Source organism: Kitasatospora sp. NPDC054939 (assembly GCF_053610105.1).
Genome location: NZ_JBSGXP010000042.1, coordinates 1 through 11,973, shown reverse-complemented (window position 1 = coordinate 11,973; position 11,973 = coordinate 1). Strand labels below are relative to the sequence as shown.

The 11,973-nt window shown below is 75.2% G+C and carries 9 protein-coding genes; 8 read left to right on the top strand and 1 reads right to left on the bottom strand.

Annotated features, from left to right (window positions below):
• Window positions 1-180: 180 nt before the first annotated feature.
• The 3 genes from ACWGB8_RS14740 to ACWGB8_RS14730 all read left to right on the top strand — a co-directional run bounded on the left by ACWGB8_RS14740 (window position 181) and on the right by ACWGB8_RS14730 (window position 4,608).
• Window positions 181-1,620, top strand: a complete 1,440-nt coding sequence (locus ACWGB8_RS14740; protein WP_452213639.1) for a glutamine synthetase — start codon at window positions 181-183, stop codon at window positions 1,618-1,620.
• A 2-nt stretch (window positions 1,621-1,622) separates the two neighbouring features.
• Entirely contained in the window at window positions 1,623-2,741 is a 1,119-nt protein-coding gene (locus ACWGB8_RS14735) for an amidohydrolase family protein (RefSeq protein WP_452213637.1), read from the top strand.
• A gap of 376 nt (window positions 2,742-3,117) precedes the next feature.
• A complete protein-coding gene (locus ACWGB8_RS14730; protein WP_452213635.1) occupies window positions 3,118-4,608 on the top strand; it encodes a S8 family peptidase in 1,491 nt (496 codons plus the stop codon).
• Window positions 4,609-4,773: 165 nt separating this feature from the next.
• Here ACWGB8_RS14730 and ACWGB8_RS14725 read toward each other — a convergent pair whose 3' ends face one another.
• Window positions 4,774-5,670, bottom strand: coding sequence for a HipA family kinase (locus ACWGB8_RS14725; protein ID WP_452213634.1), 897 nt, complete (start codon window positions 5,668-5,670; stop codon window positions 4,774-4,776).
• Between the two features lie 203 nt (window positions 5,671-5,873).
• Between ACWGB8_RS14725 and ACWGB8_RS14720 the strand changes: the two genes are divergently transcribed.
• The 5 genes from ACWGB8_RS14720 to ACWGB8_RS14700 form a co-directional block, all read left to right on the top strand.
• The gene (locus ACWGB8_RS14720; RefSeq protein ID WP_452213633.1) at window positions 5,874-6,314 is read left to right on the top strand and encodes an SRPBCC family protein; all 441 of its coding nucleotides are present in this window, start codon (window positions 5,874-5,876) and stop codon (window positions 6,312-6,314) included.
• Between the two features lie 242 nt (window positions 6,315-6,556).
• Window positions 6,557-7,699 carry a glycosyltransferase gene (locus ACWGB8_RS14715; RefSeq protein WP_452213632.1) on the top strand — a complete coding sequence of 381 codons (1,143 nt, stop codon included), beginning with the start codon at window positions 6,557-6,559 and terminating at the stop codon, window positions 7,697-7,699.
• Between the two features lie 333 nt (window positions 7,700-8,032).
• Window positions 8,033-9,562, top strand: coding sequence for a sugar transferase (locus ACWGB8_RS14710; protein ID WP_452213630.1), 1,530 nt, complete (start codon window positions 8,033-8,035; stop codon window positions 9,560-9,562).
• 6 nt (window positions 9,563-9,568) lie between these two features.
• The gene (locus ACWGB8_RS14705; protein WP_452213628.1) at window positions 9,569-10,915 is read left to right on the top strand and encodes an O-antigen ligase family protein; all 1,347 of its coding nucleotides are present in this window, start codon (window positions 9,569-9,571) and stop codon (window positions 10,913-10,915) included.
• Window positions 10,912-11,973 (top strand): lipid II flippase MurJ (locus tag ACWGB8_RS14700; protein WP_452213626.1); only part of this gene is annotated, 1,062 nt, incomplete at its 3' end. The genes ACWGB8_RS14705 and ACWGB8_RS14700, both read left to right, overlap by 4 nt.

The following is an 11,973-nucleotide window of genomic DNA, read 5'->3' as shown; positions in this document are numbered from 1 at the left end:
GGACCGGGTCCGCCGCCACCGCCCCGCGCCTCCCGGGGGCGGGGTTCGTCCCCGGAGCGCCCCGCGTCCGGCCGGTCGGCCCGCGCCCTCCCTCGAACGAGTGAACGACCGGATCGCCGTCCTCCCGAACCACCCGATAGGGGAATTCCGGCCGCCCGGTGCCGGAGGGAGCATGGAGTCATGAGCACCCGAACCGTCGACCCCGCGGGCCGCCCCGAGCACACCACCGCCTTCGGCGGCCCGCTCGCCGCCCTCGCGCTGCCGCCCCGTGCCGACCGCGCCGGGCAGGCGCAGGCCGCCGTCGAGCGGCTGCGCGCGAGCGAGGTCGAGGCGGTCGCCGTCACCTGGGTCGACAACGCGGGCATCGCCCGGGTGAAGGCCGTCCCGCTCGACGGCCTGGTGCACGCCGCGCAGTGGGGCGTCGGCGCCGCGCCCTGCTTCGACGTCTTCCAGTCCGACGACACCATCACCACCAGCCGGCTGATCGGCGGCCCCACCGGGGACCTCCGGCTCCACCCCGACCTGGACCGGCTGGTCCCGCTGGCCGCCCAGCCCGGGTGGGCCTGGGCGCCGGGGGAGCGCTGGACCCAGTCGGGGAACCCGCACCCCGGCTGCCAGCGGCTGTTCACCCGTCGGGCGGTGGCCGCCGCGGCCGGGCGCGGCCTCACCCTCAAGGCCGGCATCGAGATCGAGTGGGTGGTCGCACTCGCCGGGCCGCCCGAGCAGGAGCCGCAGTACCCGACGCACGGCCCGGCGTACGGCATGCAGCGGCTCACCGACCTCTCCGACTACCTGCGCGACGTGCTGCGCGCGCTGTCCCGGCAGGGGCTGCGGGTCCTGCAGATCCACCCCGAGTACGCCCCCGGCCAGTTCGAGGTGTCGGTCGAGCCGGAGGGGCCGGTCGGCGCGGCGGACACCTCCGTGCTGGTCCGGCACACGATCCGGGCCGTCTCCGCCCGGCACGGCCTGCGCACCTCCTTCGCCCCGCTGGTCGAGGCCGGCGCGGTGGGGAACGGCGGCCACGTCCACTTCAGCCTCTGGCGCGACGGGCAGAACCTCGCCCGCGGCGGCCCCGGTCCGTACGGGCTCACCGCCGAGTGGGAGGGCTTCCTCGCCGGGGTGCTCGGGGCGCTGCCCGAGCTGCTGGTGCTCGGCTCCTCCAGCCCGGCGGGGTACCTGCGCCTGGTGCCCCAGCACTGGTCGGGCGCCTACCAGTGCTGGGGCCTGGAGAACCGCGAGGCCGCCCTGCGGCTGGTCACCGGCTCGATCGGGGAGCGGGCCACCGCGGCCAACGCGGAGGTCAAGTGCTTCGACGCGACCGCCAACCCCTACCTGGCGATCGGCGCGCTGATCGCCACCGGCCTCGCCGGGCTCGACCAGCGGCAGGCCCTGCCGCCCGAGTTCACCGACGATCCGGCCGACGCCGCCCCCGGGACGGTTCCGCGGCTGCCCGCCGCCCCGGCGGACGCCATCGCCGCGTACGAGAAGTCGGCCGTCCTGCGCGAGGCGCTCGGCGACCCGCTGTACGAGGCGGTGCTGGCGGTGCGCCGGGCCGAGAGCGAGCAGTACGCCTCGGCCACGCCCGAGCAGTTGGTGGCGGCCACCCGCTGGAGGTACTGACGATGCCCTCGCTGGACGTCCCCGCGCTCGTCGACCACCACTGCCACAGCGTGGTGGCGGCCGACCTGCCGGACGACGTCCTGGCCGGGCTGTTCACCGAGTCCGACCGCCCGCCGCCGCCCGGTACCCCGCCGCTGGACAGCGCGCTCGGCCTCGCCGTCCGCCGCTGGTGCCCTCCCGCGCTCGGCCTCCCGGCCCGTGCGCCCGCCGCCGACTACCTGGCCCGGCGGCGCGAGCTGGGCGGCCAGGAGGCCACCCGGCGCCTCCTCGCGGCGGCCGACCTGGACACCTGCCTGGTCGACACCGGACTCACCGAGGCCGGCGGCCACCCGCTGCTGCCGCTCAGCGAGTTCGCCGACGCCTCGGGGGCCCGGGTCCGCGAGGTGGTCCGGCTGGAGACGGTGGCCGAGGCGCTGACCCCGACCGCCGGGGCCTGGCCCGCCGCCGTCCGGGAGGCGGTGGCCGCGGCCGCCACCGGCGCGGTGGCGGTCAAGTCGGTGCTGGCCTACCGGCACGGGCTGGCGGTGCCCCCCGAGCGGCCCGCCGAGACGGCCGTGGTCGCGGCGGCGGGCGCCCGGCTGCGAGCGGGGCACGGGAGGCTCACCGAGCCCGTCCTGCTGCACCACCTGCTCTGGACGGCGCTGGACGTCTGCGCGGAGCTCGGCCTGCCGATCCAGCTGCACACCGGCTTCGGCGACCCGGACCTGACGCTGCACCGCGCCGACCCCTCGCTGCTGGCCGACTTCATTCGGGCGGCCGAGCCCAGCGGGGTGCCGCTGGTACTGCTGCACTGCTACCCGTACCACCGCCAGGCCGGCTGGCTGGCCCAGGCGTTCCCGCAGGTGTACACCGACCTCGGGCTGACGGCCTCGTACACCGGGCCGCAGGTGGCCGTGGTGCTGGGGGAGATGCTGGAGCTGGTCCCGTTCGGCAAGCTGCTGTTCTCCACCGACGCCTACGGGCCGGCGGAACTCCACCTGGTGGGCGCGGCCCAGTTCCGGCACGGGCTCGGCGTCCTGCTCGACGGCTGGCGGGCCGACGGCGCCTGCTCCGCGGCCGACGCCGAACTGCTCGCCCGCCGGGTCGCCGCCGACAACGCCCGGCGTCTGTACGGAGTCTGAGGCAGCTGCCAGACTGGGCCCGGCCCGCCCGCGTCACCCGATCGGCCCGCACCGCCGTACCTGCGCGTGCCGTACCAACGCCGTACGACCCGCACCGCCGTACGACCCGCGCCGCCCCCGCACCGCCGTCCGCCGTACCACCCCCGTGTGAATCTTCGCAGAATCGACACGCCCGACACACCTCGGACGCCCCGGGGCGGCGCTGACGGGCCGTCCGCCCGGCCGACCTGCGGAGTTCCGCCTTCCGCAGATGGCCGAAGTGTGTCGATTAGATGACTACCCCTTGCGGATTGCAACGCATGTTCACTAGCGTCCCGATCATTCCAATGCACCTGCCAAACCACAGGTGCATGAAGACTCGGGAGGGCCAACCCCTATGAGAGTTCCTCGGATCAGCCGGACCCGGTATGCGGCGGCGGGCCTCGCCCTCGCCACCGCGGGCGCCCTCGCCCTGCCGACCGGCACCGCCGTCGCGGCCACCGGGAACACCGCCGAGACCACCGGGCCGCTGCTCAGCTACGTGGTCAACACCAAGGCCAACCAGGGCCAGGTGCAGAAGGTCGAGAAGGCGGTCACCGCCCTCGGCGGCAGCGTCGTGTACTCGTACAGCCAGATCGGCGTGGTCATCGCCCGCTCGACCGACCCCCAGTTCGCGGCCAAGCTGCGGAACGCCAAGGGTGTCGACTCGGTCGGCGCGAGCCGGACCAAGGGCATCACCGCCGCCGACACGCAGAAGGCCGAGGTCGCCGCCGAGCCGACCGCCGCGCCGGCGCAGGGCGCGGAGCCGTACGAGGCCAACCAGTGGGACCTCCGTCAGATCGGTGCCGACAAGGCGCACAAGCTGTCGCTCGGCAGCCGCCAGGTCACCGTCGGCGTGCTGGACTCCGGCATCGAGGGCACCCACGAGGACCTCGCCGCCAACATCGACGCCGCGAAGTCCGTCTCCTGCATAGACGGCGGCAAGCCGAACACCGACTGGAAGGCCTGGCAGCCGACCACCAGCGACCACGGCACCCACGTCGCCGGCACCATCGCCGCCGCGAAGAACGGCAAGGGCATCGCGGGCGTCGCCCCGAACGTCAAGCTGGCCGCGGTCAAGGTCGTCGACGACGGCGGGTTCATCTACCCGGAGTACGCGATCTGCGGCTTCGTGTGGGCCGGTGACCACAAGTTCGAGGTCACCAACAACAGCTACTACGTGGACCCGTGGCTGTTCAACTGCAAGAACGACCCGGACCAGGCGGCGATCCTCACCGCCGTGCGCCGCGCGGTCGAGTACTCGCAGCGCAAGGGCGTGCTCAACGTCGCCGCCGCGGGCAACGAGAACCTCGACCTGGCCCACAAGACGGTCGACACCTCCAGCCCGGACGACACCACCCCGGCCGAGCGTCCGATCACCAAGGACTGCCTGTCGCTCCCGACCGAGCTGCCGGGCGTCGTGGTGACCAGCTCCGTGGGCGTCAAGGGCGACAAGTCGTACTACTCCACGTACGGCAAGGGCAAGGTCACCGTGGCCGCCCCCGGTGGCGACCGCCTGTACCAGATCCCGGACACCCCGGACAAGAACGGCCGGATCCTCTCCACCATCACCGGCAACAAGTACGGCTACATGCAGGGCACCTCGATGGCCGCCCCGCACACCACCGGTGTCGTGGCGCTGCTCGCCAGCACCCACCCGTGGGCCAACCCGGACGAGCTGACCGAGCTGCTCACCAACCAGGCCGAGTCGCACGCCTGCCCGGCCGGCGTGTACAAGCCGGGTGGCACCGACACCTGGAAGGCGACCTGCGAGGGCACCGACGACGACAACGGCTTCTACGGCGCGGGCATCATCAACGCCGAGAAGGCCGTGCAGTGGTGGCTCTGATCTGACGGGCCGACCGGTCCGCCCTCCGGGGCGGCCGGACCGCTGAGCTGAACCGAGCGGGGCGGGGAGTGGGATTCGGGTCCCACTCCCCGCCCCGTTGCGTTCCGGTCCCGGGCCGGCCCGCCGCCCGGGCTCCGGCCGACGGGCACCCGGTCCCGCCGCGGGTCAGTCCTCGAAGGGACGCCCCCACTGGGTCTCCACCGAGGGCTTGCCGTGCAGGTCCGGCACCTCCTGGAGCCAGGCCGGGCGGCCGGCGCGGGTGCGGGCGGCCCGGCGCCGTTCGGCCTCGCGCAGTTGGTCGGGGGTGGCGAAGCCCTCCGGCAGCCACTGCTCGGAGAGCACCGCCCGGGCGGCCAGGTGCTCCACGTAGGCGCGGCGCAGTGCGGCCACCGACGTGAAGCCGGGCTCGTCGGCGAGCCACTCGTCGGGCACGAGGGCGACCACCTCCTCCAGTAGCCCGACGGTGACCTGCGGGCCGAGGTCCTCGTCGGCCAGCCGGACGTCGGGTGCGTACCCGCCGAGGGCGTGGGCGCTGAGGTCGTAGCGCTTGCCGAGGGCGGCGTCGGCGCCGGACCAGCGGTGGTGGAAGACCAGGGCGGCGCCGTTGTCGATCATCCACAGCCGGCGGTGCCAGACCATCAGGTTGGGGTTGTGCACGGTGCGGTCGACGTTCCCGGTGAGGGCGTCGAGCCAGACGATCCGTCCCGCCGCGACCGGGTCGACGGGGATCGAGCCGGGCGTGAAGTCCTGGGCGCCGGGCAGCAGGTCCATCCCGAGGTTGAGTCCGGCGCTGGCCCGCAGGAGGTCCTGGATCTCGCTGTCCGGTTCGTCGGCGGCGACGGCCGGGTCGAAGGCGACCAGGCGCAGTTCGGGCACCGGGAGGCCGAGCCGCCGGGCGAGTTCGCCGACGATCACCTCGGCCACCAGTGCCTTGCGGCCCTGGGCGGCGCCGGTGAACTTGACCACATAGGTGCCCAGGTCGTCGGTCTCGACGACGCCCGGCACGGAACCGCCGGCCCGCAGGGGGTCGACGTAGCGCACTGCTGTCACCTGATCGAGCACACCGGCCACCCTAGCCCGCCCGGCCCCGGGGACCGCGACCCGGTTGCCGGAGCCCGTGGAAGCCCGCAGCCCGGTGCAGGCCGACGGCCCGGAGCCCGCAGCGGTGCCGTACGGGCACCTCCGGCTGTCGCCGCCCTGCTCCTGTGGTTGGCTTGCCGTGATAACCGACGTCCGCAGGAATCCGCAGGAAAGAGAGCAAGGTCATGGGACAGGTGCTGGCCACCACGTCGCGGGAGTACGACGCCACCCCCGAGCGGGTCTACGAGGCGCTGGCCGACTACCAGGTGACCCGCCCCAAGCTGCTGCCGGCGCAGTACAGCGAGTACGAGGTGCGGGCGGGCGGCACCGGCGCCGGCACCCAGGTGCACTGGCGGCTGCAGGCGACCGAGAAGCGGGTGCGCGACTGCCTGCTCTCCGTGTCGGCGCCGAGCCCGGACCAGCTGGTGGAGAAGGACGCCAACTCGTCGATGGTGATCACCTGGACGGTCGCGGCGGCCGGCGAGGGCCGGTCGCGGGTCACCGTCTCGGCCACCTGGCAGGGCGCGGGCGGCATCGGCGGCTTCTTCGAGCGGACCTTCGCCCCGAAGGGCCTCAACCGCATCCACGACCAGGTGCTCGCCGCCCTGGTCGACGAGGTCCGCTGACGGCCTCCCCCTGACCGGCGGCGCCGGAACAGCCCGCCGCGGAACCGGCCCCGCCCCGCCGCGGGAACCCCCGCCCCGGAGCGCTCCCGCGACCCGCGCCGGAGCCCGCCCCGCCGGGAACGCACGCTCGACCGGTGCGCACACCCGTACGGCCCCGGTGCCGTACGGGTGGACGGCCGCCACCTGCGGGTGAGGACGGCCGTCCGGCACGGCGGCGCCACCCTAGGCTCGCCGCCGTGCATATGACGATCCTTCACATCTCCCAGCCGGTCGACGGCGGGGTCGCCCGCGTGGTCGTGGACCTGGCGCGGGGTCAGCGCGAGGCCGGCCACCGGGTGCTGGTCGCCTGTCCGCCGGGCGGCCGGCTGGCCGCCGAGGCCGCCGCCGCGGGGGCGCTGGTCCGGGACTGGCCCGCCCGCCGCTCGCCGGGCCCTTCGGTGCCGGCCGAGGCGTGGCGGCTGCGCCGGATCGTCCGGGAGGCGGCCCCGGACGTGGTCCACCTGCACAGCGCTAAGGCCGGGTTGGCCGGCCGGTTGGCGCTGCGCGGCACGGTGCCGACCGTCTTCCAGCCGCATGCCTGGTCCTTCGCGGCGGTCGAGGGCGCCCTGGCCACCGCCACAATCCGCTGGGAGCGGTATGCGGCCCGCTGGGCGCACCGGCTGCTGTGCGTCAGTGCCCGGGAGCGGGCGGACGGCGAGGCGGCGGGTGTCGTCGGGGCGTGGGCGGTGGTGCCGAACGGGGTGGACGTGCGCCACTACGCGCCCGCCGAGCGCCGGGCCGCCCGGATCGCGCTGGGCCTGGACCTGGAGGCGCCGCTGGCGGTCTGCGTGGGCCGGCTCTGCCGGCAGAAGGGCCAGGACGTGCTGCTGGCCGCCTGGCCCGAGGTGCTGCGCCGGCTGCCGCGGGCCCGGCTGGCGCTGGTCGGCGGGGGGCCGGACGCGGCGGTGCTGGCCGCGGCGGTGCGGGAGTCGGCCGAGCCGGCGAGTGTCCGGCTGGTGGGGGACGTGCCGGATCCCCGGCCGTGGCTGGCGGCGGCGGACCTGGTGGTGCTGCCCTCGCGCTGGGAGGGGATGGCGCTGGCGCCGCTGGAGGCGATGGCGGCGGGCCGGCCGGTCCTGTTGAGCGATGTGCCGGGGGCCCGGGAGTGCCTGCCGCCGGCCGAGCGCGCGTCCGCGCTGGTGCCGCCCGGGGATGCGTCCGCGCTGGCTGCCCGGATGGCCGATGCGCTGTCGGATCCGATCGAGTGCGATCGACGGGGTGCGCACGGTCGGGAGCACGTCCTGGCGCGGCACGATGTGCGATCGGTGGTCGAACGGGTGGACGCGCTGTACCAGATGCTGCCCGCGGCCCGGCGGCGGCGCACCCGTGTCCCTGAGCCGATCTGATCGTTTCACAGGCCGTGAATGCCCGCCGTTTCCGGTGTTGCCGTATTCGCACACCTCGGCCGAATAGGACGAGGATCAAGTCGGAAATTCCTATTAATGGGCGGCTGGAATGAAATGGCAAGTCGACTTCCAGCATTCAGATCGGCGCTCGGTATTGTCTGATTTCGCCTGCTTCGATTCGATTTCTTCCGTGAAATTCGGGGCGAAATCGAAAGTCGTCAGCGGCAGCAGGTGGAGTCGGGACCGCGCCCACCGGGCCGCGACGCGCGCTCCCGGCCGCCCGGCGCCGGGACGCCGTCACCCCGGGCACACAGCAGGGGAGTTCGTGCACTGATGACCATTGACCACGAGAGCGTGCCACGACCGAGCCGGTCCCTGGCCGACCGCGGGCGGCCGGTCACCGGCGTGCTGGACCGCCCGGGGTCCTCCCGGGCGGCCAACAGCCGGATCCCGATGCCGATCGGCCGCCACCGCAAGCCGATCCGCTCCCGGCTCGCCCTCCCGGTCGCCCTGATCGCGGTCGACGTCCTCGCCCTCGGCGCCGCCACCGCGATCGCCAACCGCGGCGTCGACCCGGCCCTCAAGGTCGCCCCCCTCCTGGGCGCCACCGCTGTGCTGCCCGTCCTGCTCGTGCTCAACCTGGCCGGCGGCCTCTACCGCACCCGGCTCACCCTCGCCGTCCTCGACGAACTCCCCGCGCTGGCCGTCCGGGCCGCCGTCGCCACCGCCTTCGCGGTCACGCTGGCCGGCGGGCTGGACGGCCGCTGGCCCGACTGCGGCCCGGCCACCCCCACCCGGCTCACCGCCCTGCTGGCCGCCCAACTGCTGCTCGCCGCCTGCGGACGCGCCCTCGTCTACCACCTGGTCCGCCGGGTCCGCCGCAACCGCCCCAGCGCCGTCCTGGTGCTCGGCGCCGGCCGCTTCGGCCGCCGGATCGCCGCCACCCTCGCCGAGCGCCGCGAGTACGGGATGCGCCCGGTCGGCTTCATCGACGCGGACCCGCCGCTGCTCGCCGACGACACCGACCTGCCGGTCCTCGGCGGCCGCGAGGTCCTCGAACGCGAGATCCGCCGCCACCGCGTCCACCACGTCCTCGCCACCGCCGGCGCCGCCGACGGGGCGGAGACCGCCGCCGCCCTGCGGACCGCCGCCGGCCTCGGCTGCCAGGTCTGGCTGCTGCCCGCGCTGCGCGAGTACGGCTCGCTCGACACCACCCGCCGGCTCGGCGGCGACCACCTCTGGGGCTTCCCCTGCCTGCGCGTCGGCCGCCCCGCCATGCGCCGCCCGGGCTGGGCCGCCAAGCGCGCCCTGGACGCCACCGCCGCCGCCCTCGGCCTGATCGCCCTCGCCCCCGTGCTCGCCCTGTGCGCCCTCGCCGTCCGCTTCGACACCGGCCCCGGCGTGCTCTTCCGCCAGCAGCGCACCGGCCTCGACGGACGCGTCTTCACCGTCCTCAAGTTCCGCACCCTGCGCCCCAGCAACGAGCACGAGTCCGCCACCCGCTGGAACATTTCCCAGGACCACCGGATGGGCGCCGTCGGCCGGCTGATGCGCCGCAGCTCCCTGGACGAGCTGCCGCAGCTGTGGAACGTCCTGCGCGGCGACATGAGCCTGGTCGGCCCGCGCCCCGAACGCCCCTACTTCGTCATGCGGTTCAGCCAGGCCTACCCCGAGTACGCCGACCGCCACCGCGTCCCGGTCGGGCTCACCGGCCTCGCCCAGGTCAACGGGCTGCGCGGCGACACCTCCATCGAGGACCGCGCCCGCTTCGACAACCGCTACATCGAGAGCTGGAGCCTCTGGCAGGACATCAAGATCCTGTTCCGCACCGCGGCCCTGATGCTCCACCCGGACGGGAGCTGAACCAGCGTGGCCCTGACCCTCCCCGCCGCCGCCCGGCCCGCGCACCTGCGGGCCCGGGCGGCGGCGGCCCTCGCCGACCGGCCCAGCCTGCTGGCCGCCGCGACCGTCCTGCTGGTCTGCGTGCCCACCGGCGAGAAGGACGTCACCGCCGCCGTCCACGTCACCGCCGCCGACCTCGCCTCGCTCGCCCTGGTCGCCCTCACCGGCCTCCGGCTGCTGCGCGGGCGCACCCCGGCGATCGGCCGCTCCACCGCGGCCCTGTTCGGCGCCGTGGTCCTCGCTGCCGCCGTCGCCACCGTCGGCTCCATCGACCCGGCCGCCAGCCTCACCGGCTTCGTCCGGCTCACCCAGGTCTTCGTGCTCGTCCCGGCCGCCGTGCTCTGCTCCCTGCGCGACCGCACCGACCAGCGGCTCGTCCTCGGCTCGTTCGTCGCGGCCGCCCTCGTCCAGGGCGCGGTCGGCACCCACCAGTACCTCACCGGCACCGGCGCCTCCTACCAGGGCCGGCCCGTCCGCGCCGTCGGCACCTTCGGCGCCCTCGACATCATGGCGATGTCCACCGTCGTCGGCTTCGGCCTGCTCGCCGCCCTCGCCCTCGCCCTCGCCGAACGCGGCCCCGCCGGCTCCGCCCCGCTGCGCCGCGCCCTGTACGCCGCCGCCGCCCTGCTGGCCTTTCCGCTCGCCGTCTCCTTCAGCCGCGGCAGCTGGATCGCCACCGCCGCGGCCGCCGCCGTCCTGCTGCTGCGCGCCGACGCCCGGCTCGCCGTCCGCAACGCCGTCCTCGCGCTGGCCGCCTCCGTCGTCCTGATCGGCGGCCTCGGTCTCGGCGCCGACGGCGTCACCGACCGCCTCGGATCGATCGGCTCCGTCTCGGCCGCCCCCGACCAGTCCGTCTCCGACCGCTACGACCTGTGGGGCACCGCCGGGCGGATCTGGCAGGACCACCCCGTCACCGGCGCCGGACCCAAGGCCTTCCAGCAACTGCGCGACAGCCACGCCCCGCTGCGCCTCTCCTCCGGCAGCGACGCCGCCGACGCCACCATCGGGTTCCAGCGCGAACCGCTGCTCTCCCCGCACAACATGTACTTCCTGGTGCTCAGCGAGCAGGGACTGATCGGCATCACCGCGTACGCCGCGCTCTTCCTCGGCCTGCTGGCCGGCTGCCTGCGCCGCGCCCGGGGCACCGGCCTCGCCGCCCTCGCCCTGCTCACCTGGGTGCTCGTCGACTTCCTGTACGCCGACATCGGCGGCACCACCACCGTGCTGACCTCCGTCGTCCTGGGCCTCGCCGCCCGCACTGCCGCGGAGCCCGCCCCGGCCCGGCCCGGCACCGCCCCGGAGCGCACCTCATGAGCACCGAACAGCCCGCCCTCGCCCTCCCGGCGGCCCGCCCCTTGCCGCGGCGCGGCTTCCTCGCCAAGGCCTTCGGCGTAACCGCGGTGCTCAGCGCGGCCGGCTCCGGCCTCGGCCTGCTCCGCGACCTGCTGCTCGCCCGCTACTTCGGCGCCAACCAGGGCACCGACGCCTTCCTGGTCGCCTGGACCGTCCCCGAGACCGCGGCGCCGCTGCTCATCGAGGACGCCATGTCCTTCCTGATGGTGCCGGCCTTCGCCCTGGCCCTCGTGCTGCGCGAGGAGAACCCCGACGGCCCCGACCCCGTCCGCCAGCTGGTGCGGGCCACCCTCCCCTGGCTGCTGCTCGCGCTCAGCACCCTCTCGCTCGGGGCCGCGCTCGGCGCCCCGCAACTGGTCGACCTGCTCGCCCCCGGCCTCGCCAACCCCGAACTCGCCGTCACCTGCACCCGGATCACCGCGGTCACCGTGCTCCCGTTCGGCGTCGCCGGCTACCTGGCCGCCGCCCTCCGCGCCCACCACAGCTTCAGCGCCGCGGGCGGCATCTACGTCGCGTACAACGTCGGCATCCTCGCCGTGCTGCTCACCTGCCACACCGCCTGGGGCGTGCGGTCCGCGGCGGTCGGCGTCGCCCTCGGCAGCCTGCTGATGGCCGGGCTGCTGGTCGTGCCGTTCGCCCGCCGGCTGCGCGCCGCCCACCCGGAGGGCCGGCCCCGCACCCGCAGCACCGACGCCCTGGTGCTCATCCCGCTCGCCCTGCTGCCGGTCGCCGCCTTCACGCTGACCCGCCAGGCCCAGGTGTTCGTCGAGCGCTACCTCGGCTCCGCGCTGCCGCCCGGCACCATCTCGCACCTCAACTACGCGGCCAAGGTCTCCCAGCTCGCGATGACCGCCGGGATCCTGATCTGCACCGTGACCTTCCCGCTGGTCGCCCGGGCGCTGGCGGCCGGCGACCTCACCGCCGCCCGCGACCGGGTCGAGAAGGACCTCGGCCAGGCCGCCGCGGTCGTCCTGCTCGGCACCGCCTTCCTGCTGGCCTGCGCGCCCTCGGTGGTCGCC

Coding starts and splice junctions, on each gene's coding strand:
- ACWGB8_RS14740 (WP_452213639.1), top strand. CDS start 181: ATGAGCACCCGAACCGTCGACCCCGCGGGCCGCCCCGAGCACACCACC.
- ACWGB8_RS14735 (WP_452213637.1), top strand. CDS start 1,623: ATGCCCTCGCTGGACGTCCCCGCGCTCGTCGACCACCACTGCCACAGC.
- ACWGB8_RS14730 (WP_452213635.1), top strand. CDS start 3,118: ATGAGAGTTCCTCGGATCAGCCGGACCCGGTATGCGGCGGCGGGCCTC.
- ACWGB8_RS14720 (WP_452213633.1), top strand. CDS start 5,874: ATGGGACAGGTGCTGGCCACCACGTCGCGGGAGTACGACGCCACCCCC.
- ACWGB8_RS14715 (WP_452213632.1), top strand. CDS start 6,557: ATGACGATCCTTCACATCTCCCAGCCGGTCGACGGCGGGGTCGCCCGC.
- ACWGB8_RS14710 (WP_452213630.1), top strand. CDS start 8,033: ATGACCATTGACCACGAGAGCGTGCCACGACCGAGCCGGTCCCTGGCC.